General features: G+C 67.8%; 16 protein-coding genes. 9 read left to right on the forward strand and 7 right to left on the reverse strand.

Annotation, left to right across the window (positions count from 1 at the left end; all coding sequences use genetic code 11):
* A partial coding sequence (locus Cba03nite_RS35860; protein ID WP_203756364.1) for a non-reducing end alpha-L-arabinofuranosidase family hydrolase occupies nucleotides 1-1,175 on the forward strand: 1,175 nt, incomplete at its 5' end.
* Nucleotides 1,176-1,298: 123 nt separating this feature from the next.
* Here Cba03nite_RS35860 and Cba03nite_RS35865 read toward each other — a convergent pair.
* From Cba03nite_RS35865 to Cba03nite_RS35875, 3 genes are all read right to left on the reverse strand, one after another.
* Nucleotides 1,299-2,672: an alpha/beta hydrolase family protein gene (locus Cba03nite_RS35865; protein ID WP_203756366.1), complete on the reverse strand. Its 1,374-nt coding sequence runs from the start codon at nucleotides 2,670-2,672 to the stop codon at nucleotides 1,299-1,301.
* A gap of 81 nt (nucleotides 2,673-2,753) precedes the next feature.
* Complete coding sequence (locus Cba03nite_RS35870; protein ID WP_203756368.1) at nucleotides 2,754-3,425, reverse strand: response regulator; 672 nt, start codon at nucleotides 3,423-3,425, stop codon at nucleotides 2,754-2,756.
* The gene (locus Cba03nite_RS35875) at nucleotides 3,425-4,558 is read right to left on the reverse strand and encodes a sensor histidine kinase (protein ID WP_203756369.1); all 1,134 of its coding nucleotides are present in this window, start codon (nucleotides 4,556-4,558) and stop codon (nucleotides 3,425-3,427) included. The genes Cba03nite_RS35870 and Cba03nite_RS35875 overlap by 1 nt, the downstream gene beginning before the upstream one ends.
* A gap of 489 nt (nucleotides 4,559-5,047) precedes the next feature.
* Here Cba03nite_RS35875 and Cba03nite_RS35880 point away from each other — a divergent pair, with 489 nt between their 5' ends.
* From Cba03nite_RS35880 to Cba03nite_RS35890, 3 genes are all read left to right on the forward strand, one after another.
* On the forward strand, nucleotides 5,048-5,632 hold the full coding sequence (locus Cba03nite_RS35880; protein ID WP_203756370.1) for a hypothetical protein: 585 nt from the start codon (nucleotides 5,048-5,050) through the stop codon (nucleotides 5,630-5,632).
* 131 nt (nucleotides 5,633-5,763) lie between these two features.
* Nucleotides 5,764-7,104 (forward strand): S8 family serine peptidase, encoded by a 1,341-nt coding sequence (locus tag Cba03nite_RS35885; protein WP_203756371.1) that lies wholly within the window; start codon nucleotides 5,764-5,766, stop codon nucleotides 7,102-7,104.
* Between the two features lie 38 nt (nucleotides 7,105-7,142).
* Nucleotides 7,143-7,379: a hypothetical protein gene (locus Cba03nite_RS35890; protein WP_203756372.1), complete on the forward strand. Its 237-nt coding sequence runs from the start codon at nucleotides 7,143-7,145 to the stop codon at nucleotides 7,377-7,379.
* 112 nt (nucleotides 7,380-7,491) lie between these two features.
* Here Cba03nite_RS35890 and Cba03nite_RS35895 read toward each other — a convergent pair whose 3' ends face one another.
* From Cba03nite_RS35895 to Cba03nite_RS35905, 3 genes are all read right to left on the reverse strand, one after another.
* Nucleotides 7,492-7,887, reverse strand: coding sequence for a hypothetical protein (locus tag Cba03nite_RS35895; RefSeq protein ID WP_203756373.1), 396 nt, complete (start codon nucleotides 7,885-7,887; stop codon nucleotides 7,492-7,494).
* Nucleotides 7,888-7,917: 30 nt separating this feature from the next.
* Complete coding sequence (locus tag Cba03nite_RS35900; protein WP_203756375.1) at nucleotides 7,918-9,921, reverse strand: DUF8224 domain-containing phage-derived protein; 2,004 nt, start codon at nucleotides 9,919-9,921, stop codon at nucleotides 7,918-7,920.
* Nucleotides 9,922-10,043: 122 nt separating this feature from the next.
* Nucleotides 10,044-12,425: an ATP-binding protein gene (locus Cba03nite_RS35905; protein ID WP_239126272.1), complete on the reverse strand. Its 2,382-nt coding sequence runs from the start codon at nucleotides 12,423-12,425 to the stop codon at nucleotides 10,044-10,046.
* 464 nt (nucleotides 12,426-12,889) lie between these two features.
* On the opposite strand from Cba03nite_RS35905, the gene Cba03nite_RS35910 reads away from it, so the two are divergent.
* On the forward strand, nucleotides 12,890-14,005 hold the full coding sequence (locus Cba03nite_RS35910; RefSeq protein WP_203756380.1) for a trypsin-like serine peptidase: 1,116 nt from the start codon (nucleotides 12,890-12,892) through the stop codon (nucleotides 14,003-14,005).
* Nucleotides 14,006-14,697: 692 nt separating this feature from the next.
* On the opposite strand, the gene Cba03nite_RS35915 is transcribed toward Cba03nite_RS35910, so the two are convergent.
* Nucleotides 14,698-18,363, reverse strand: coding sequence for an NACHT and WD repeat domain-containing protein (locus Cba03nite_RS35915; protein WP_203756382.1), 3,666 nt, complete (start codon nucleotides 18,361-18,363; stop codon nucleotides 14,698-14,700).
* A 305-nt stretch (nucleotides 18,364-18,668) separates the two neighbouring features.
* Between Cba03nite_RS35915 and Cba03nite_RS35920 the strand changes: the two genes are divergently transcribed.
* From Cba03nite_RS35920 to Cba03nite_RS35935, 4 genes are all read left to right on the forward strand, one after another.
* A complete protein-coding gene (locus Cba03nite_RS35920) occupies nucleotides 18,669-18,962 on the forward strand; it encodes an MBL fold metallo-hydrolase (protein WP_203756384.1) in 294 nt (97 codons plus the stop codon).
* 411 nt (nucleotides 18,963-19,373) lie between these two features.
* Nucleotides 19,374-19,928: an RNA polymerase sigma factor gene (locus Cba03nite_RS35925; RefSeq protein WP_203756387.1), complete on the forward strand. Its 555-nt coding sequence runs from the start codon at nucleotides 19,374-19,376 to the stop codon at nucleotides 19,926-19,928.
* A complete protein-coding gene (locus Cba03nite_RS35930; RefSeq protein WP_203756389.1) occupies nucleotides 19,925-20,833 on the forward strand; it encodes a hypothetical protein in 909 nt (302 codons plus the stop codon). The genes Cba03nite_RS35925 and Cba03nite_RS35930 overlap by 4 nt, the downstream gene beginning before the upstream one ends.
* A gap of 50 nt (nucleotides 20,834-20,883) precedes the next feature.
* Nucleotides 20,884-22,446 carry a TIGR02677 family protein gene (locus tag Cba03nite_RS35935; protein ID WP_203756390.1) on the forward strand — a complete coding sequence of 521 codons (1,563 nt, stop codon included), beginning with the start codon at nucleotides 20,884-20,886 and terminating at the stop codon, nucleotides 22,444-22,446.
* The last annotated feature ends 31 nt before the right edge of the window (nucleotides 22,447-22,477 follow it).

A 22,477-nucleotide genomic window follows, 5' to 3' on the forward strand; every position in this document is an offset into this window, starting at 1 on the left:
CGAACGGCCGGGGCACCGCCAACGGCACCGCGGTGATCATCTACGACTGCAACGGGCAGCCCAACCAGCAGTGGAACGTGAACGCCAACGGCACCATCAGCGGCGTTCAGTCCGGCCGGTGCCTGGACGTGTGGAGCACCGCCAACGGTGCGCAGGTGCAGCTCTACGACTGCCACGGCCAGACCAACCAGCAGTGGCGCACCCAGTTCGGCAGCCCCGCGTCGCCGTCCCCGTCCGCGCCGCCCCCGTCGTCGCCGCCCCCGGGTGGCTGCACGCTGCCCTCGACGTACCGCTGGACCTCGACCGGCGCGCTGACGAACCCGCAGAACGGGTGGGTCTCGCTCAAGGACTTCACCAACGTGGTCTACAACGGCAAGCACCTGGTCTACGGGTCGTACGTCAACAGCGGAGGTTCGTACAGCTCGATGAACTTCGGCCTGTTCACGAACTGGTCCGACATGGCCTCGGCCAGCCAGAACGGGATGAGCCAGGGCACGGTGGCGCCGACGCTGCTGTACTTCGCCCCCAAGAACATCTGGGTGCTGGCGTACCAGTGGGGCCCGACGTCGTTCAGCTACAAGACGTCGAACGACCCGACCAACGCCAACGGCTGGTCCGCGGCGCAGACGCTGTCCACCGCCAGCCTCCCCGACGCCCCGTACGGCGTGATCGACCAGACCCTCATCGGCGACGACCAGAACATGTACCTGTTCTTCGCCGGTGACAACGGCAAGATCTACCGGTCGAGCATGCCGATCGGGAACTTCCCGGGCAGCTTCGGCTCGTCCTACACGACGATCATGACCGACTCGACCAACAACCTGTTCGAGGGCGTCGAGGTCTACAAGGTGCAGGGCCAGAACCAGTACCTGATGATCGTCGAGGCCATCGGCAGTCAGGGGCGCTACTTCCGCTCGTTCACCTCCAGCAGCCTGAGCGGTTCGTGGACCCCGCAGGCCGCCAGTGAGAGCAACCCCTTCGCCGGCAAGGCCAACAGCGGCGCCACCTGGACCAACGACATCAGCCACGGTGACCTGGTCCGCAACAACCCCGACCAGACCAAGACCATCGACCCGTGCAACCTGCAGTTCCTCTACCAGGGCAAGAACCCCAACGCGGGGGGTGACTACAACCTGCTGCCGTGGCGGCCGGGTGTACTGACGCTGCAGCGCTAGGCAGCATCACGAAGGCCCAGCGTATGAGTGCTCGATGAACGGCGAGGTCTCCGGTGAAGGGTTCAACGACCAGAAGAACCTGAACACCGGAGACCTCGCCCGCGACAAATACCCGCAGACGGATCAGGGGAGCAGCAAACCCCAGTAGAGAGACCAGGGCAGGAAGAGGACGCCGCCGGTGATCAGCAGACCGAGGCGCAGCCGGTCGCCGGTCGCGGTACGCCAGACGTACGCCGTCATCGCCGTCGCGATCACGGTGATCAGGGCGACGACCTGCAGCGCCAGCCAGAACACCGGCCGCCCGGCGAGCATCGGGCCGGGGGAGATGCCGCGCCAGTCCGCGCTGTCGACGACCGTGACGAAGTAGCCGGTGAAGCCGAGGACGGCCAGCACGCCCACGCCGGCCAGGACCCGGGCGGGACGGGTCACCTCGACCGTACGACGCCGGAACCGGCGGGCCGCCGCGATGACCGGGTAGGCCAGGAAAGTCACGAGCAGCACGGCGAGCACGGTCAACTGCGCCGGCCACGACTCCCACCACGCCGACGGGGCGAGGCTGCTGCTGAGCGCCGCCTGGCCCGGAGCCGGGTCGGCGTGCGCGGGCGGGACGTTCCCGGCGGCCACCGCGCGGACCCACTCGCCGACGATCTCCGCGTACCCCGGGAACAGGGTGTCGGTGTACATCCCGTCCTCATCGAGCACCCGCAGCGTGTGCCCGGCCCCGGGAAGGAACCGCACGGTCAGCGGCGCGGTCACGGTACGGCGCAGTTCGGCGGCGCTCTCGGCGGGCGGGACCTGGGTGTCGGCGGTGCCATAGACGGCCAGGACCGGCTTCGTGAGCGCCGACAGGGCCGGGGCCGGGTCGTGATCGGCCTGCGCGAACATGCCCGCGTCGTTCGCGAGCCGGTAGAGCCGGTCCGACAGCGTGTCGGCGAGGGCGCCGGTGACCCCGGCCGCGGCCAGCTTGTTGCGCATGTTCCAGTTCTGGACGCGCAGCGGGGACTGCGCGGGTGCGGACGCCAGCACCAGGAAGGCGATGCCGGGGGAGCGTCCGGCGGCGATCGGGTCGACCCAGCCGCCCTCGCTGATGCCCCACACCCCGACCGCGGCCGGATCCACGCCGGGCTGGGCCCGCAGCACCCCGGCCGCGGCCACCGCGTCGTCGGCCAGCAGGGAGTATTCGGGCTGGTCGAGCGGGCGCTTGTCGTAGACGAGGACCGCGATGCCCTGCCGGGCGAAGGCGAGCGCCTCCGGTGTGACACCGGCCCGCCGTCCGTTGCCGGAACCGTGCACGAGCACGAGACCGGGCAGCGGGCCGGCCGCCCCGCGAGGGGAGTAGACCGTACCGCCAAGGGTCTTGCCGCCGGAGGCGGGAATCGCGACCTCCACGGTCGTGAGGCCGGCGGTGGGATCGGCCGCCGCCGGACCGGCGGTCAGCGTGAGCGCTGCGGCCAGGACCAGCGGCAGAGCCAGGACTCGAAGGCTTCGTCGGAACATGGAACGATCATCGAAGAACTCGTGTGCCCTGCCATCGCCGCCGAGAGCGGACTCCGATCGGTGCCTAGAGGGATTAAGGTCTCACTCTCCAGAGGGAGACGGCCGGCCGGCCACCACGAGACCCGACTCGTACGCCGCCACCACGGCCTGTGCCCGGTCGCGCAGCCCGAGCTTGGCCAGCACGCTGCTGACGTGCGTCTTCACGGTGTGCTCGCTGACGACCATGGTTGCCGCGATCTCGGTGTTGGCCAGACCGCGGCCGAGCAGCTGCAGGGTCTCGCGTTCACGCGGGGTGAGCCGGTCCAGCCCCGCCCACACCCCGGCCGGAGCGCCCCGCCCGCGGACCGCCGTCTCGATCAGCCGGGTGGTGATCGCCGGAGCGAGCAGCGACTCGCCGGCCGCGACCACCCGGACCGCCTGGATCAGCTCCGCCCGCCGGACGTCCTTGAGCAGGAAGCCGCTCGCCCCGGCCCGCAGGGCGTCGTAGACGTAGCCGTCCTGGCCGAAGGTGGTCAGCATGAGCACCCGGACCGGCTTGCCGTGGAGCCGCCGGGTCGCCTCGATGCCGTCCATGCCGGGCATCCGGATGTCGAGCACCAGCACGTCCGGCGCGTGCTCGTCGACCGCGGCGATCGCCTCGGCGCCGTCGGACGCCTCGGCCACGACCTCCATGTCCGGCTCCGCGTCGAGGATCATGGCGAACGCGCCGCGGACCAGCTCCTGGTCGTCGGCGACGACGATGCGGATGCTCATCAGGCCGGCACCGCCGGCAGCATGGCCCGGACCCGGAAGCCCCGGCCGTCCGGCACGGGACCCGCTGTGGCTGATCCGCCGCAGCTCAGCGCGCGCTCGCGGATGCCGTTCAGCCCGCGGCCCAGGCCGTCACCGGCCGCCGTGCCGTCGCCGTCGTCGACGACCGTGACGGCGAGGTCGCCGCCGCTCCAATCGAGGGCCACGGTCACCGTACGGGCCCGCGCGTGCTTCATCACGTTGGTCAACGCCTCCTGCACGATCCGGTACGCCGCGACCTCGCCGTCGGCGGTCAGCTTGCCGGGGTTGCCGGACACGGTGAGTGTCACCGGCACGGATCCGCTGCTCGACACGCGTTCGACCAGCTCCGGTAGGTCGGCCAGGGTCGGCTGCGGAGCGCGCGGGCTCTCCCCGCCGGCCTCCAGCACACCGAGGATGCGCCGGAGCTGGCCCATGGCGTCGCGGCCGGCGGTGGCGATCGCGTCGAAGGCCGCTTCGGTGCGTTCCGGGCCCTTGCGCATCAGGACCGGGCCCGCCTCGGCCTGGGCGATCATGATGCTCACTCCGTGCGCGAGGATGTCGTGCATGTCGCGGGCGATCCGGGACCGTTCCCGCTCGGCCTCGAGCTCCCGCTCGCGTTCCAGGTGCAGCGCGCGTTCCTGCAGGAGCCGCACGTGCTCCTGGCGAGAGGCCCAGGCGCGGCCCATCGCGTACGCCGTGGTCCACAGCAGCGCGCCGCGGGCGGCCGTCTCCAGCGAGCCGGTGAAGAGGAACGCGCCCCACACGATGATCACGATGGCGCTGATCCGCTGCCACCTCGGCGCCTGCGCGGCGAGGGTGAACATGGCGATCAGCGCGCCGTACCACAGCGGCTGCCTTGGACCGTCCGGGACCAGGGTGTACGCCACCGCGGCGAGTTCGCTGGCCATCAGCACCGCGAACGGGAACCGCCGCCGCAGGATCACCGGCAGGGACACGGCGACCGCCACGAGATAGCCGCCCACCGGCCACGACCGGCCCGCCGGCGGATCCCCCGAGACGAACGGCGCGAGCTGGGCGGCCAGCGCGGCCAGCGCGAGTCCGATATCGACGACCACCCGCGGCAGCCGGCGGAGCCGCTCCGCTACGCCCACCATCGGCCCGGCACCCGGTCTCTGTCTTCCGGGATCCGCAGCCGACGCTCCTCACGCGCCACGCCGACCATGAGCAGCTCGCCGTACGCGGCGTTGCCGTATGGGATCGACGCGATCCCAGCCTCGAACACGTTCACCTGATCCCGGCAGACTCGGTTGCTTCGATCATGGGGGAGATCCTGCCGTCGTGAACCGCCGCGTGGCAAGCCGCGGGCACCACACCCGGCTGGTGCACCGTTTTGTCAGCAAGCTCGTGAAGTGCAGTTTTGTTTCATTTGCTGCGCATAGAATGTTGTTGCGGCCGCACCCGGAGATCCATCGCCATCCGTTTCCACTGATGACAGACAGACGGGATCCGCAATGACTACAATGCCGCACTCGCGACTTCTGAGCGCTCGCGGCCTGGGCCATCCTCACCATGCGGGCACCATCCCGAGCCGTCGAAGAACGCCACTCACGGCGCTGCGCCTGCGCCGTACCGCCTTGCTGGGCGTGGTCGCCGTCCTGACCGCGCTGCCGGCCGCGTGCAGGTCCCCGTCGGACACCCCTGCGGCGTCCAGCGCGGAGGCCCTTGCCGCCTCACCGCCCCGGGCCGCGCCGTCCGTGCCGGCCGCCACCTGCGCCGAGGTCAAGGACGCGATGGTGGCCGGCCCGATGGACCCGTATCTGGCGTTCGGCGACGACGGTGCGCCGCTGACCGACGGCATGTTCTCCGGCCAGGACGGTCTGACGCTCGCCGTGCAGGAGCCCTGCGCCACGGGCGACCTCGACGGGCTCGGCAAGACCACCGCTGCCACCATCATGAGCAGCGTCGTGAACACCACCGGCCGCTACTGGGCGGTCATGCTCTGCGGCAAGCCTGCCGAGCGGGCCCGGTGCGTCGTGCAGTTCGAGCTCGATGATCGCGAGCCGGTCGAGAAGGTCGGCTTCGCGGACGGGAAGCTGACCCTGGTCTACCTGACCCGCCCCAGTGATGCCGGTTCCGCCACGCTCAGCATCCGGCGCACCGCCGTGTACGCCCTGGACGGCGGCACGCTCAACGAGATCTCCCGCACCGACGAGCCCTACAAGCCGTGACCTGAACATCTCCAGCGACATCTGTGTCAGTGGGGCGAGCGGTCCCGGTTGTCTGCTGCCAGGCGGCCGCCGCATGAGGCACACCGGCTGCGATTCACCTGTCGGGCCACAAGGTAGAGAGGAACATCATCATGGCAGATTGGAAGCTTGGCGCATGGGCCGGAAACTCCGTATCCGGCAACGGCGGCAATGGTGCCGCCCATCCATCGACCACAGGGCGATACGTGGTGGTCTTCAACGACGAGGTGCGCGGCGACCACGCGGCGACCGCCGAGGCTCTGCGGGCGGTGACGGGGGTGACGAGCATCGCCAGCACCCGGGACTTCGCTGCCGGCGCGCTGGATTTCGACCAGGCGACCGCCGCGGACGCCATCGTGTTCGCCGAGCTCGGCATCGCGGTGGTGGCAGCCCACCCGGACCAGGCTGTGCGGTTGAGCGCCGCCGGGGCGGCCGACGATCGGATCCTGGCGGTGGAGCCTGAACACATCCTTCACGCGATCACGGAGGCGCCGCCGGTGCCGTCTTCGTACCTGCTCGGGTATCGGGATGCGGTCACCGACCTCTGCGACCGGGTGATCGCCACCGCGGCGGAGACGACCGGGCAGGCGAACGGGCATGGGTTCGCCGACACACCACTCCTGACCTGGGGGCTTCAGGCGACGAAGACCAACACGTCCAGTCGCACCGGCCAGGGCGTCTCCGTGGCCGTACTGGATACGGGATTCGGACTCGGCCACCCCGACTTCGCCGGACGCCAGATCATCGCCCAGTCGTTCATCCCCGGCGAGTCGCCGCAGGACATGCACGGGCACGGCACGCACTGCACCGGTACCGCATGCGGTCCGCCGTCCCCGTCCGACAGCCGCCGCTACGGCGTCGCCGGTGGTGCCCAGATCATGGTGGGCAAGGTGCTGAGCAACTCCGGCAGCGGCACCGACACCAACATCCTCGCCGGCATCAACTGGGCGATGGTCAACGGCTGTAAGGTGATCTCGATGTCGCTGGGCGCGGACGTCCCGACCGTGTCGTTCGCATACGAGCAGGTCGGCCGGCGTGCTCTGGAGGCAGGCTCGCTCATCGTCGCGGCTGCGGGCAACAACGCCCGCCGCAGGTTCGGCGACCCGGGCTTCGTCGGCATTCCGGCCAACAGCCCGTCGATCATGGCTGTCGCCGCGATCGACGAGATGCTGGACATCGCCCACTTCTCCGCTCGCAGCAACCCGGTTCCGGGAGGCCAGGTCGACATCGCCGGACCGGGCGTGAACGTCTACTCCTCGTGGCCCACGCCGCCGCACAATGCCATCTCCGGTACGAGCATGGCGACACCGCATGTGGCCGGTATCGCGGCGTTGTGGGCGGAGGCCACCGGTGAATCCGGCCGCTCGCTCTGGAATGTTCTCACCCAGGCCGCCCGTGAACTGCCGCTGCCGGTGCAGGACGTCGGCGCCGGTCTCGTCCAGGCCCCGCAGTGACCGGGTCACAGCCGCGGCATCGGGGGTGGGGTCAGCTCATGAGTGACCGAGTCACAGTGACCGTAAGCGATGATCACGTCGCCGAGATCGACGACCTCGCAGAACGGTTGCGCACCGTCGGCATGCGTGTCGAGCAGGTCCTCGGCGCTGCCGGGGTGATCACCGGAGTGGTGGACCAGACCGGGCGCGCGTCGATCGCAACGGTGCCGGGCGTCGCCGCGGTCGAGGATGAGACCTCGTTTCAGCTGCCACCGCCCGAGTCGGATATCCAATGAGCTCAGCCATGACACGGTAGCTCGGGCTCAGCTTCGGCAAGAGGCCCTGTGGCGGACACCTTATCCGGGTGTACGCCACAGGGCCTGTCAGCAGACGTCGATTGTCGGCAGGCTAGAGGTTGTTGATTCGGGCAAGCAGTTCTGCCTCGGTCAGGTTCTCCAGGACCGCGTCCTGCTTGCGCCCGAGGACTGCAATCAGCTTCTCCTTCTCCAGCTTCTTTGCCGCCGCTGCCTTCGCCGCCTGGTCCTCCGCGAGGCGGAAGGCGATGACGTGCTTGACGACCTCCAGCTTGGCCTCCAAGGTCGCCTTGGCCGGATTGGCCTCGGTGGCCACGAACGACTCGGTGTCGACGGCCTTGAGCTCGGCGTTGACGGCCTTGGCCACGTCATCGAGGCTGAACCCGGACTTGGCGGTCAGCGGAAGCTCCCACAGCTGTTCCGTGGTCAGCAGGCCCTTGGCCGACGGGTAGCGGAACTTCTCCCGCGTGGCCTTCTCGAAAATGGTCATGGTGGCCTCTCGGATGTCCGGGGTAGGGGATCAGAACTGGATGCTGAAGAGGTGACGCCGACCGCTGGTCATGGTCACCTTGGCGACCACGGAGTTGCGGACCGTGGAGCTGAAGCCGAGGCCCGACAGCTGATCCGGGGACGGCTCGCACTTGGTGCGGTCGCCGAGCACCTCGAACACCTTGCGGTGCGGTTGCAGGTCGCCGCGCAGGAACTCGTTGTAGATCCCCCGGGTCGGCTGGTCGTTCACGCACCCCTTCAGGATGAAGAAGTAGTGCCGGTTGCCGACCTCGCTGTCGTCGAAGTAGTTCGGCGAGTACATGACGGTGGACACCGGCACGAACTGTTCGGTGGTGATGCCCCAGAGGTCCTTGCCGGCGCTGCCCCGCCGCATGTCCTTGCCGGGCCGGAAGGCCGTGATCACTTCGTTGACGACCGTCATCCGGCCCACCTCCACGGTCTCCTTGTGACCGACCGCCCGCTCGTGGCTGTAGTGCTCGATCTTCCCGTTGCTCTCGGTCTCGATCACGAAGCCGACGTCGGTGCTCTCCCGCTTGCTGAACTGGTTCACCTCGATGCGGTACTCGCCGTCGGGGACGTGGCCGGTCCAGGTGACGTTCTCCACCGGCTCGCGCGAGAACCCGCCGCCCGCGTTCATGTCCACGTCCAGCTTGTTGCGCTTGTCCTGGTACCAGATGTGGACCCCGTTGGGTTCGAAAACGTGCAGGTCCAGGTCGTCGTGGTTGGACCAGGACAGGCTCACCCGCAGCTTGCCGGTGACGTTGCCCCCGGCGCGCTTGACCTTCTCCTTGATCGAGTCGGTGACGTTGCCGCGGTAGGACCAGGCGAAATCGTTGTCCCAGGTGAACAGCCGCGGAGCGGCCGGGTGCCGGCCGGTGGTGAGACTGACGAAGTTCGGCTCGTGGCTGTTGGCGACCCACAGGTCGATGGTCGCCGCGCCGGGCAGGATGTCCTTCATGAAGGTGACCACGGGAATCTCCTCCTGCTTCCCGTCACGCGCACCTGCGGGCCGGGTGGTGGCCGCCTGCATGAGCAGTCCTTCGATGCCGTCCTTCATCCGCGCCTGGGTGTCGTTGTCGACCCACAGCACGTTGGTGACCGACACGTCGGACAGCCGGGCGAACCGTCGCTGCAGCGACTCCTCGATGCCCAGCTCGTCGATGGTCTTCATGGCGGCCTTGACCATGGCCGGGGTGATCAGCGTCTTGGGGCGCTGGTAGTTCTGTGGCGCCACCTTCGCCTCGAACGACCGGACCGCCTGCTCCAGGTCGACGCCCGCGGAGAGATCCTGGACGAGGGTGCCGATCACCGTGTTGCGGAATCGGGCCGCCGGGTTCATGGCGTTGGCGAAGATGAAGGCCCGCGCGTCGGCCGCCTGCGTCCACCGGTTCTGCAGCGACCGGAACTCGGTCACCGCCCGCCGGTGCTCGGTGCCGCGGTAGAGCGCGTTGTCGTCGATGAGGTCGACGACGGTGTCCAGGGCAGGCTGGGTCAGCTCGGCCAGGCCACGCTGGAACACCTGCACCGCGGCGTCGAAGGTGGCCCGTGCCGCGCCGACGTCCTTGATGCGGTGCCGCTTCTCCACCCGGCCGTGCAGGTGGTGCCACACCTCGACCTGGCCGTCGCGCAGCGACCGGGTCGTCCTCGTCCCGTACTGCGCCTCGGTCGACCGGAAAACGGTCGACAGCGGCAGCGAGCCGACGAACTCGTCCATCGCGGCGGCGACGACGGAGAAGACCGGGTCGGAGGCAGACACCCCCGACCAGACGGTGCGAATCCGGCCGTCGTGGATCTCGACGACGTTACCGAAGCTCTTGATGAACCCGCGGCAGGTCGAGCAGTCGTACTCGGACCGCTCACGGAACCGGGGATTGGTGCCGGCAGGGAACGAATCGAGAAAGGTGAGCCAGAGTGAGTCCCGGTCGAGACCGTCGCCGACGACGTACAACTCGCCCTTGGACATCACCGACAGACGTGTGGTCACATCCGTCACGAACTGCTCGAAATCGCTCACCGTGTCATCTCCCTTGATCAGCGGAGATCCTATGGGGCGCACGCAATCAGACAAACGCATTTCCAGCCGTACACACGGCCATGGACGGGCGTCCGCGCCCGGCGGTCAGCCCACTCTCATCGTCATCCGGGGTCCGGTCCGGCACTCGTCGTCCTCGCCGTAGGCCCGGTGGCGTGGACCAGCCGGTCGCGCACCCCCTCCGCATCGGGATGGCCGAGGTCGTCGAAGATGCGCAGGGCCCGCTGCCAGGTCCGCACGGCGCCTGCTCGGTCGCCCAAGGACCATCGGCTGTGACCGAGCCGGTTCAAGGTGTCCGCTTCGTCGAATCGGTCACCGATCTGCGTGAAAAGGATCAGGGCCCGGTGGTAGCACGAGACCGCCCGGCGGTAGCGGCCGAGACGGTCGTGGATGAAGCCGAGACTGTCCCAGGTGTTCGCCTCGCCGTGCCGGTCGTCGGTCTGGCGCAGCAGCACCAGCGCTCGCCGGCAGTGGTCGAGCGCCGGGCCGTACTGGCCGAGTCTGGCATGCGCCCACCCCACCCCGTTGTGTGCGCTGGCCTCTCCGGACAGGTGACCGGCGACCCGGTACAGCTCCAGGCCTTGCTGCGCGTGGTACAGGGAATCGGCATGACGGCCGAGCAGGTCCAGCAGCGCGCCGAACGCCCGGTGGGTTCGTGCCTGCCCGGTGTGGTCACCGAGTTCGCTGAAGAGTTTCAGCGCCGCGTGGTAGTGGCCCTCCGCCTCGTCCGGTTCGCCGACTCGGACGAGCGCACGGGCGAGATCGCGGTGGGCGCTCGCCTGCCCGGGCCGCTCGCCCGCCTGCTGCGCCGCGGCAAGGGCGGTTCGCTGCGCGGCGACCAGGTCCGGCCAGTGGCCTCGGCGTTGCAGGAAGTCCACCAGGGTCCGTGCCAGCCGCCAGGCGTGCCCTTCGAACCGGGCGCGTTCCGCGTGGGCGACCGCAGCCAGGAGCACGCGGTACTCGGCGGTGAACCAGCCCAGCGCGTGGCCGTGATCGGCGATCTCCTCGGGTGTTACCCCGGGTGGGGCGTCGGCCAGGCTGATCGGATCCCAGCCAGGCTGCAACAGCAGCGCGGCCGCGTGTGCCGTGTGCAGGTAGTGGTCCAGGCCGCGCTGGATTGCCGTCCGCTGGGTATCGGCGGTGTCGAGGCTTTCCACCAGGTCGGCCGCATACCCCCGCAGCAGGTCGTGGAGGTTGAACCTGCCGGGCACGTGTTCGGTGACCAGGTGCGCATGGGCCAGTTCGGCAAGCAGCCGGTGCACCTGAACCCGTGGCAGCCCGGCCAGGCTGGCAGCGGCGGGGATCGTGGTGTCCGGCCCTGGATGGCAGGCGAGCAGCCGGAACAGGCGCGCGGCGGGCGGGCTCAGATGCTGGTACGACCAGGAGAAGACCGCCTGCACGTCGGTACCGGCGTCGCCACCGTCGAACGCGTCGAGCAGCCGCCTCGACTCCTGCAACTCGGCGGCGAGGGTGGACAGCGGAAACGACGGATGTGCCGCCCCTCGGGCGGCGACCACCGCCAGCGCCAGCGGCAGCCGTACGCACCGTTCGATCATCTCGTTCGCGGCTTGCGGTTCTGCGGTCAGCCGGTCTGCTCCGAGGCGCCGTGCCAGAAACTGCCACGCCTCGTCGAAGGAGAGCAGGTCGACGGTGACCGGCAGGGCGCCCTCGGCGGCGACCAGGCCGGCGAGGCGGTTTCGGCTGGTCACCAGTACGAGGCAGCTCGGGCTGCCAGGTAGCAGGTGTCGCACCTGCTCGGCGTCGCGCGCGTTGTCCAGCACGATGAGCATCCGCCGGCCGGCGAGCAGGCTTCGGTACAGCCCCACCTGCGCGGGCAGGTGTATCGGGAAGCGTTCGGGCGGCACGTCGAGTGCCTCCAGGAACCCGCGTAGCGCCTCGGCGGGCGTCATCATGGAGCCGCTGGGGTCGAACCCGCGCATGTTGACGTAGAGCTGGCCGTCCGGGTAGCGCTCGGCGGCGCGGTGGGCCCAGTGCACGGCAAGGGTTGTCTTGCCGACCCCGGCGGTGCCTGACAGCACCACGCTCGTCGCGGCCGGCTCGGCCGAGCTGCCTGCCCGACCGGTGGTGGCGTCGTCGAGCTGGGCGAGCAGCTCCGCGCGGCCGACGAAGGCGGTCAGGGCCGGTGGCAGCTGCTGCGGCACGGGTGCACCTGACGCCGTGCCGTTGGCCTGACCCGGCGCGGCACCGGCATACCCGCCGGCCGGATTCGTTCGACGTCGACCTTCTTCGACCTGGTCCCGGGCGGTGGCCAACGCGCCTTGCTCAGTGCTGGTGGCCCCGAGCAGCCGGGTCAGGATGTCGAACCGCTCGGTGGGGGGCAGGACGTTTCCCGCGAAGTACTCGCCGATGATTCCGTGGGACCAGCCGGTCTTCGCTGCCAGCTGCCGGTACGTCAACAGGTTGCCGCCTTGCTGGCGCGCGTGGCGCTGCCGCAGCTTGCGCAGCAGCAGGGCCAGGTCCTGCACCGTCTGCAGTTCGCGATCTACCGAGAGCGCGGAATGGTATGCGTCGGATGTCTGGTGCGACGCCCGTCGCGCACCGGGAGGCGCTGGTTGGTCGTACATCGTTTCTCCCCCTGCCGGTCACGCGGCAGCCACACGTGCTGGCAGCGCGAGTAGTCCAGCCTTTCTGGCATCACTGGAACATCGTCGTCTTATCCATCGACGAACGTGGATGTCGCACAGCCCGACTGCCGAAGGCCGCCCGTGGCCGCGGTCGAGTTCATGCGTCGCTTGGTGGACTACCGCAGCAATGCTCGACGGGGCCCCTACCGCCGCCGCCGGCGACGCACCGCGCCAGTGCGGTGGCTACGCCACAAGTCCAGGTGTCCAACTGTGTCCAACATCCCCATTGGACGGTTGTTGCATCGATAAGAGTAACCGTCTGAGCGGATGCCGCACGGGCTCCGCCACAGGTTGGGAGAACATGAATGTCAGTCTCAACGACCAGGCGACAGGCGGCCCGGGTCCTCGCGGCCGTCGCGCTGGCGGCCGGTGCGGCCCTGGCGGTGCCCCAGTCCGCTGCGGCCGTCCTCGATGACTCAGGCCTCTCGGCGAAGTCCGGCGTGACCGGAGGCGCGGTGGGGGTCCACGCCGAAGCGTGGGCGGCCGGACGTGCGAAGTACGGGCAGAACGTCACCGCGGCCCAGGCGATCGACGCGTTCTGGACGCCGGAGCGCATGCGTGCGGCCAGGCCGATCGAGGAGTCGCCCGAGTACGCCCGCGCGATGGCCGTGGGCAGCGAGGCGGCGAAGACCGCGGCACCGCAGGCGGCAACCGACGCCCGTAAACCCACCGTGATCCCGCCCTATGAGGGGGCCCTGGGCACGCCCAAGGGCAGCGGCATGTCGACGCTGGCCGTCAACCCGAACTTCGCGTTCTCCCACCCGACCGCGCGTACCAGCGGCAAGGCCTTCTTCGTGCTCGGCGGGGCCTCCTACCAGTGCTCCGGCACCGTGGTGAACTCCGCGGGCGCCGACACGGTGTGGACCGCCGGACACTGCATTCACAGCGGCGCGGGCGGCCAGGCCGCCTCCAGCTGGGCGTTCGTGCCCGCCTACGACGACGACCTGGCCAACCCGCGGCCGTACGGCACCTGGTCCGCGGTCAGCATCTGGACCATGAACGCGTGGATCAACTCGTCGGCGCCCGCCGAGGACATGGGCGTGGCGATCATGGGCACGCTGAACGGCAACCACATCGTCAGCTACCTCGGCGGCCAGGGCCTGTGGACGTTCGCCGGCACGCAGAACACGCAGAACGCGTTCGGCTACCCCGCCCAGGCCCCGTTCGACGGCGGCAACCTGTGGCGCTGCAGCGGCTATTCCTCGCAGGAGAACCCCAACGTCTGGACCGAGACGATCAAGATTCCCTGCAACTTCAACAAGGGCGCGAGCGGCGGCGGCTGGCTGCTGAACTGGGACGGCAACTGGGGCCTGGTCAACGGGATCAACAGCCGCGCCAACCTGCCCAACCCCACGATCGTGGCGTCGCCGTACTTCGACCAGACGGCCCTGGACCTGTACGACTTCACCAAGAACATGTGACCTGTCCGCAGCCGCGGGCCTATGACGATGCTGTGGGAGTTACCTGACTCCCACAGCATCGCCGTACGCCGGATGAGCATGCTTGTTGATGGAGATCATGCGCCCTAGCTGCCCACTGCCTCGCGTGTCGGAGCGCAGCCGGCCGGCGTCGCTGACCGGCAGGACGCCCGGCGGGCCGTGGACCTTACGCGCGGGAAACGAGCTCTGCGAGGTGTCACACGCGGGCAGGGTCCCATTGCCCGGTGGTTGAGCCGGGTTCCTGGGATGTCTACGCAAAGCGAGCTTAAACACCCACTGGAAACGTCATGAAACGGACACGGGGGGCGTGTGCGCGTCCCGCTTCAGAGTGCGCTACGCTGTACGGCCTGCCGCGGTGAGAGATCATCTCGGCAACGGGCTGTAGCGCAGTTTGGTAGCGCACTTGACTGGGGGGCTGGGCGTCACCGTCGACTGAGGCTCGATCCGATCTGGATAACCGCAGCTCACTCTCCCGTTGATATCGCCCAGTAATGAGCTTGATGACGCCCGCCCCTTACTGTTGGAGCGTTACGGGAGCGCAAGATCATTATCTGTTGCGTGCGCTGCCGACACCTCTGTGGCGATCTCGGCTGGCCCCGGACTTCTTGCGGTTTAGCCGTGTGAGGGGTCCGGAGCGAGCAAGGACGGTGGCCGCGACGTGTTCATGTCGTGGACTACGACCTCGAGGTCGAGGCGGCGGACAGCCCGAAACGTGAGCGGATGTCGTCAGCCGGCGACGCCAGGGTGTTAGGTAGCAAGCCGATGATGCTGTCGATCGACTCAGGCATGTGCCAAGTGAGCAACTGGCCACCATCCAGAGTCGCGTGCAGGCTTTGGCTGGTCGGCCACTGTAGCGCGACTATGACACCGCGCATGCCGTGACGCCGTGGTATGTCTAGCGCGGCGCAGGAGAGTCCGGTCTCAGCATCCCAGATAGTGACCGTGTGGGAGCCGGCAGTGGCCAGGTATGTGCTACACGGACTCCATGACAGAAGTCGACGTGCGCTAAAGAGCATGCCGTCGATGTCGTTGCCACCGATGCATCGCATTCTTATCGAGCCGTCTTCGGCGTTGCGGATGTACACGCCGGCCTTGCCCACCGCAGCGATCGATCGACCGTTCGGTGACCATGCCAGTTGCTCCGTGTGAGGCGTGGGTTCCCCGTTAGCGAAAACCTCGTTCCAGGTGCCGGTTTGCAGGGTAATTATCGTTCTCCGATCCGGAGACAATGCCAGTCGATCGCCGGTTGGTGACCAAGCGACGATGGCATGGCCCAGCCGTCCAAAACTGCGGGTCAGCGCGGGCTGCCCGGTTCTGGCGTCGAATACGACGACTTCCGCAGGGCTTCTGCCCCACCAATCGCTCGCGGCTCGCACGAGGTAGGAGCCGTCGGGAGACCAGGCCAGTTCGTGCGCGCCGGGTTGGAGATCGTCGATCTGTATGATCTTGTGTCGATCGTGTGCGTCCCAGACCGCCAGCGAGTCATGGTTGGAAGCGGCGATGCGATTGCCGTCTTGCTCCCAGCAAACGGTAGTGGGGGCCAGCCGCCAGGCGAACGCTGTATCGAGAACGGCGAATGACGCGGTGCCGATGTCGTGGATCATCGCGGAGTGACGCGTGGTGGTGGCCAGGCGCGTCCGGTCGGGTGACCACGCGAGGTTGCGGAGATCGGTGCTGGGCAGATGCAGAGAGTTGCCGGTGGTGATGTCGTGGATGCATATGCCGGAGGAGTCCGCGCAAGCGATCGCATGGCCGTCGGCTGACCATGCGACACACATGCTCATCGTGAAGACGTCATGCAGGGGGGACGCGTGTCCGGCAATCGGCAAGAGGACGCGGCGGAGTGGTTCGGTGGAGTCCAGAGCGAATAAATGGAATTCGGCTTGGATCGTCTCCGCTGTATCGGCATCCCTGTCGCGGAGGCTGTGGATCAGTAGGGCGACTTGGTCGCTGCCTGGTGACCAGCAGGCGCCGCTGACGCGGAAGCTCGAGTAAGCGGTCGTGTCGTGGCGGATGTGCTGCACCGTACGCCCGGTAAGAGCGTCGAAGACCTGGACATGCTGTGTGATGGGCTGGCTGGCGCGGCGATGAGCCGGGCTGGCGATACACAGGATGAAGCGTCCGTCAGGTGACCACATGAGGGCGTCAATCTCCGCTGCGGCCGCGATCCTGGCCGTGATTAGCGCGGAGCTGCTGAGCCGGACGCGTACCGTGGCGCCCATGACCCAGGCGATCCTGTCGCCCTGCACGGACCAGAACGGTAGGGCGGACTCGCCGCCCGGCACGAACGGTATCTCGGGGAGTTCCGCCTCGGACATGTCACCGACGGCGATCCAGCCGCCGGGCCCACCGAAGGCATACTGTTGACCATCGTGGCTCCAGCCGAGCTGGGCGCTGTGGTACGCCTTGAGGGCGCGACGATATCGGGCATCGCTCATCGGCGCGGTGTCCCAACGAGACAGCTCATCCGACTTAACGATCATGACGGCTGTGCCGCTGCCGGTCAGGCGCCGCCTATCGGTGGGGTCTAGCGGCAACTGTCGACGGTCCAGCAACTCACCCGAGCGCGACCAACGGCACAGCCTCCCTTCGCCGCCCAACGTCACGAGATCCTGCCCATTCCAGGCCAGACTGGCCACTCCCGGCGAGTGCGTCATGCTTAGCAACTGCATGTCAGGAGCATCCAGCAGCGACCATAAGGTCCACAGCGCTACTGGCGGTGTTGAGCCGGGAGCCTCGTCGACCGCCGCCAGAGCAACCGTGATCGCCTCGTCCGGGTTCTTCGCCCGGATCTGCTGTGCCCACAGCGCTGCGGCAGCAGCACGGGAGGCCGCTGACGCTGACGCTGATCGTCGCGATTCGCAGATGAACTCCGCCAGCAACGACGACACCCCCACAGACATGACGACGTCATCGCCGTCAGTGAGCGCTCCGCCGACGAGTAGATCGTCGGCGCGCCGACCGGCGCGATGCCAGTCCCGGGCACGTCGTTCAAGGGTGCTGCGAAGGCGTATCCGCCGGTCGGCGCGTTGCGCAAGGTGATTCAGCCGGTCCCAGCGTCGCAGAAGCGCGTCGTGCACGAACCCGACCGAACTTCCCTGGTCGAGGTCGACCATCAACCGGCTACTGCGGAACGTCGCGACGATGTCGCGATCGTTTTCGCTGAGCTCGGCGAAGGCAACCTGTCGTCGTGTAAGCAGGTCGCCGTCCCAGTCAACGAAACGCAGAAGCAGGTCATCGACCGCATCGGGGTCGTGGGTGCTCCCGGCGACGGCGTAAACCTGTTCGGCGTGAGCAGCGATGGCACCGGCAACCCGCCCGACTCGCTCGTAGTCCCGGTGGGTGATCACATCGGTGCGGTCGTCCCACAGTCGCCGCAAGAGCTGACTCAGCATGGGCAGCGCATCGCCGACGGTGGCCTCTGCGACTATGGTTTCGACGAGATCGGTTTCCAGATGCATGCCCGCGGCGCGGGCCGGGCGGACGATCACTTGACGTATCTGGTCCGGAGTCATCGGACCGACGACGATCGACGTGCCGTGGCGCAGGCCGGGGGAGAGACGATCGAGTGTGATGAGGTCGTCGGGTCGCAACGTGAGCAGGACGTGCAATGCGCGGTGGGACCGCAGCGCCGTTTGAAGATAGTTCAGCAGCATTGCCCCGTCATCCGCGGACAGATCGTGCAGTAGTCCATCGGCTTGGTCGACCGCGAGGAGCATTTGCGGCCTGCCTTCGCTTGCCGCGCTCAGGGCTGCATTCAGAAGGCGCGGCGTCTGGAAGGTCCCCGCGCATGTCTCCACGGCTTCCTGACGCAGCCGTTGCGCAAGGTCGAGCAGGGCACCCGGGTCGTCTGTGCCCTGACGTAATATCTGAGCCAGCGAGGCAAACGGATCTGCTCCCGGGACCATCGGGCCATACACCTTCCACCGCCTCGACAGTCTCGGTAGGACACCAGCACGGAGCAGGGAAGATTTTCCGCTTCCTGAAGGGCCGACGAGCAGTAGCAGTCCTCGGCGTTCAAGCGTTCCGGTTCGGTTGTTGAGGTGTGCCAAGCATGTCTCGGTTTCGCGATCACGTCCAAAAAACACCGCTGACCTGTCACTGTAAAATGGCTCCAACCCGGCATACGGGCTGTCGTCGCTTCGCCACGCGTGGGCGCGCGCTACCCGCCAACGTTGAACCGCCTCCCACACCAGCACCGCCGCGAAGGCAGCCGACAGCCAGATCACGGCCGTGTCGTCGATCCATCGAAGTGGGTGCCACCATGAGTCGGCGTGTGCTGTCACCAGATTTATGCCGGCTCCCATCACGCCGCCGAGCAACAGCGCACGCAGATCCATCGGAATTCGGTGGCGTCGGCCCATGAGAATCAGGGTGACACACGGGGCCAAGGAAAAGTGCTGCCCGATTCCTGGGGTGTGCTGCACCGATAGGTGACAGGGGTAGTCACGCGGCCTTCTGACCATTCGGCGACGAGGTGGTTCGAAGAATTAGGCAAGCCTTAGCCGACAGACAGCTGCGCCGTCGTGGTGACGCATCTCGGCGAGCTGGAAGGCTGGCCACTGGCCAGGGCCACTGGCCAGGGCCACTGGCCAGGGCCAAGGGCGGACTCCGCCATCGAGATCACCGAGCCGAACATGACCTTTTGTGCGCAGAGCACGCTCAACTCGGCAACAGTGCGGTCGAGCTGATCGAGGCCGCGTGGGCGCACGCTGAGGGTGACGTGATCCTCGATGTGCCTAACGAGGATGTCGTGTGCGCCGGTGGCGTGCTGTTGATCGGCGACCATTCGATCGTGTGGGATGGCGACATCGACGGCTGGATCGCCGCCTGCGATCGCATCCTCGTCACCGGCGCCAACACCATCGTCCCGGGCCACAGGCCGATGATCGACCAGGAAAGCGCGCTGGAATTCCGTGAGCGCCCATACTTTCGGTAGCTGAGCGCCCAAGCAGCCTTGGACGTGCTGGATGCGAGGGGTGCTGAGTCTGGTGTTTGCGAGCGAATATAACGAGTGTGTCGCCGCGTTGGTAACGACCCGATGCTTGTAAGAATCGCGACAATCTTCCCCTTTGACGATCATGGGGTTTCTCTCCACTTACATATGAGACTGTGTGGGAGGCCTGATGGATCACCTATGGGTCGCAGCCATCTGCGGCACACCACTGTGCGCCGTGGTTGTGGTGTGGATCCGCCTGCATTTTCAGCTTCGCGGCGAAGCGGCCCGCAGTCGGCATTTGAGGTTGGCGGCCCGTGAACTTCCACCCCGTAGCAAGCTGCGAGAGGTGCGGGCCGACGGAACCTTGCTGACCATCGCGTTGGGCGTCGATGGGAACTCCGGAGGTAGGCAATGACGACTCCGCGCGCGTACGAGCCGGGCCCGGAGACGAGCTGCGAAAGCCAGCCTTCGCCGACGACTGTTCGGTCGGTCGAGGTCGCCGAGTTCACCGCCTTCTACAAGGACGACGTTCACGCACTGGGCGTGTTTTTGCGCAGCCTCGGCGCCAACGCCACAGTGGCCACAGATATCGCGGCGGACGTCATGGGGGAGGCGTACCATCAATGGTCATCCATTCGGATGCCTCGGACGTGGGTGCGAACGGTGGCGCGGAGGAAATACCTCAGAGCGCTGTTCGCTGTCGACCTATCTGGCGAGGTGTCCGACGCGGTGGAGGCGGACCATGGCCGCGACATCGCAGATTCGGTCGCGCCGCATGTAGCGGCATGCGGACTACTTGCGCGCCTGCCGCTGCGGCAGCGCCAGGTCATGGCCTGGCACCTGGACGGGTATACCCCTACTGAGACTGCGCAAGAGTTGCAGATCTCGCCCGGTGCAGTGCGGTCGAGCCTTGCCGCTGCACGGCAAGCACTTGGTGATCTCTTGCGGGAAGGGACAGAGCAGTGAGCGGGAGCCGACCGCCGTACGACCGCGAGGCGGTCGACAGCCTGTTGCGCGACGTCCAAGGGCATCTGCTGGCCGAGATGCGCCAGGCTATCGACGTTGAACGGGGTCTGGCCGCGATTCTAGGCGCAGACGCCACGGCGCCATGCCGCGAGAGCTTCGCTGGCCGTGCCTCGTCGCCAACCACAGCCATGGACGGGCGGATGGTTGCCGACACATTGCCGCACGCTGATGCGCCAGCCTCAAAGAGCGCGCCCTGCCGCATCGCCCAAGTTGGTCAGCACCTGCACGCTTCCCCCGCAGGCTCTGCCAGCGTGGCCTTCTACCTGCTTGCCGCGATCGCCTTGGACGAGGATCTTGACCGCACGGGTGAGATCGCGCAGCTGCTGCGCATCAAGGTCAGCGACGATGAAGCACGTACGCGTCAGACGGTTCAGACCCTCGCGGCGGTGCAATCACGCGGCGCAAAGGGCGTAGGACGTGAGCACGCCAGACTCGTTGCGTCAGCTCATGCCCACGGCGTTCAGCATGTCCGGACCCTCGCTGATGCAGGAGCCGTCTTGCGGCGGCTTCGCTGGCCAGCGGTCATGACCGCCGACGGCGCACATGATCTCGCATCGAACTTGATTGCTGGTCTGGCGCACGCCACAGCACTCGTCTCAATAGTTGACCAAGTTGTCGGCCTTTGGGAGCCTCAAACCTGTCAGCCTTGGCTACCGAGCACGTCGATCGACCAGGTGCACCGCGCATTGCGTGAGGATCTAGCCGAATACGCCGCCCACATGCGTGCTACCGCTCGGCCGCGTCACCTCCACGAGGTCTACCGCCACCTCGAAGACCTGTTCGCCGACGAGGTGGCCGCCAACAGACGAGAACGGCCGTCCATCGCTCTGGCCGTGCCCCGGTAGCGGACAAAGAGATTGCTTGACCCATAGAGCGATCTGGGAGGATGTCACCCATGGCTGATGTGGCGTCGGATGCTGTACGTCCATTCGCGCACTTGCAGTCCGAGCACGCCGACCGATACCGCCTGGTGCTTGCGGCGTTTACCCGGGCCAAGGACCGGTTCGTGGTCCACTTGCGTCCCGAGGACGTACACGCAGACCTGGGGCACCTGCTGGACCTTGACGGTGTTACCAATGGCCTGGCACAGCTCACCACCTGGGGCAACCTTCGGGCGGACCCCGACACCGGACGGGTCACCACCCCAGAGGACTTCAACCGCGCGCGGTACCTGTACCAACTGACCAGCGAAGGGGAGGCCGCCGAACAGGCGATCGCCGTCTACGAGGAGGCAGTGGGACGGCGCGGTGTGCTGCAGTCGGTGGCGTTGACCGACATCGCGTCTCAGCTGCACGCCCTGCTGCACCTGCTGAAGGAAGCCAACGACGCCGGGACCTCGGCCGATGCAGCTAAGGCGCATCTGCTGCTGCTCAGCATCGTGGAGCGCTTCGCCAGTCTGGCCGACAACGCGCAGGCGTTCATGGCGTCGCTGCGGCGCACTATCGACTTCGCCGACAGCGACGTCGATGCCTTCGTCGCCTACAAGGAACGGCTGATCACCTACATCGAGCGATTCATCGCAGATCTAGCCAATCAGGGCGCGGAGATCGCCCGCTTGGCGCACGAGGTGGAGGCCGCCGGGGTCCGTGACGTCCTCGACGCCGCGGCACGACGTGAGGCGGCCGACGCGGTACCCGACGCCGACTCTGACACGGACGCATACGCCCTCACCTTCACGGTCGCCCTCGATCGTTGGCGGGCGCGCTGGGACGGACTGCGAAGCTGGTTCGTCAGCGCCGACGCCCGCCGGCCGTCGCAGGCCAAGCTGTTGCGCTCAGCGGCTATCGCATCGATCACCCAGTTGCTGGCGACGGTGTCAGCGATCAACGACCGCCGTTCGGGCCGCTCGGACCGCTCAGCGGACTTTCGCAGGCTTGCGGTCTGGTTCGCTGAAGCCACCGACGACGACGCCCACCGGCTGTGGCGGGCGGCATTCGCGATGTCGTCGGCGCGGCACCTGAGCGTTACCCCGGCGACGACCGCGGTGTGGGATGAGCAGCGGGTGCCAAGCTCCACGCCGTGGCGGGAGGCCCCCGCGCTGCGCATCAGTCCGCAGCTGCGGCGCACCGGGTCCTACGAGCGCCGGGGCACGCCCAACCGTGTGGCCGACCGCAGCGAACAGCGGCGATTCCTTGCTGAGCGGGCGGCGCGGGAGTCGGCGCAGACCGCGGCCGCGCGCGCCGAGTTGGCAACCGATGGCCCGGTGCTGCTGTCGCAGCTGGCCGAGCTTGATCCGCTGGCGTTCCGTCTGTTTCTCCAACTGTTGGGCGATGCGCTGGCCGCGCGAGGCCGTGACGGCGCCGAGGTCCGGGTGACCTCCAGCGACGGTACGATGCGGGTGCGGCTGACACCCGTGCCCCACGCGCCGGAGGTAGCCATCCGCACAGCCGACGGCGTGCTCCAAGGCCCTGAGCACCTGATCGACATCGCCCAGACCGGCCCGGCGGGGGACAATTGAACCGCAGGCGCGCCAGGCCGCTGTACGACGA

The sequence above is a fragment of the Catellatospora bangladeshensis genome (assembly GCF_016862575.1).
GTDB lineage: Bacteria > Actinomycetota > Actinomycetes > Mycobacteriales > Micromonosporaceae > Catellatospora > Catellatospora bangladeshensis.

Excerpts from the sequence above, each read along its gene's own strand:
- Cba03nite_RS35865 (WP_203756366.1), bottom strand. The coding sequence starts at position 2,672 with ATGTTCCGACGAAGCCTTCGAGTCCTGGCTCTGCCGCTGGTCCTGGCC.
- Cba03nite_RS35870 (WP_203756368.1), bottom strand. The coding sequence starts at position 3,425 with ATGAGCATCCGCATCGTCGTCGCCGACGACCAGGAGCTGGTCCGCGGC.
- Cba03nite_RS35875 (WP_203756369.1), bottom strand. The coding sequence starts at position 4,558 with ATGGTGGGCGTAGCGGAGCGGCTCCGCCGGCTGCCGCGGGTGGTCGTC.
- Cba03nite_RS35885 (WP_203756371.1), top strand. The coding sequence starts at position 5,764 with ATGGCAGATTGGAAGCTTGGCGCATGGGCCGGAAACTCCGTATCCGGC.
- Cba03nite_RS35890 (WP_203756372.1), top strand. The coding sequence starts at position 7,143 with ATGAGTGACCGAGTCACAGTGACCGTAAGCGATGATCACGTCGCCGAG.
- Cba03nite_RS35895 (WP_203756373.1), bottom strand. The coding sequence starts at position 7,887 with ATGACCATTTTCGAGAAGGCCACGCGGGAGAAGTTCCGCTACCCGTCG.
- Cba03nite_RS35910 (WP_203756380.1), top strand. The coding sequence starts at position 12,890 with ATGTCAGTCTCAACGACCAGGCGACAGGCGGCCCGGGTCCTCGCGGCC.
- Cba03nite_RS35915 (WP_203756382.1), bottom strand. The coding sequence starts at position 18,363 with ATGGATCTGCGTGCGCTGTTGCTCGGCGGCGTGATGGGAGCCGGCATA.
- Cba03nite_RS35925 (WP_203756387.1), top strand. The coding sequence starts at position 19,374 with ATGACGACTCCGCGCGCGTACGAGCCGGGCCCGGAGACGAGCTGCGAA.
- Cba03nite_RS35935 (WP_203756390.1), top strand. The coding sequence starts at position 20,884 with ATGGCTGATGTGGCGTCGGATGCTGTACGTCCATTCGCGCACTTGCAG.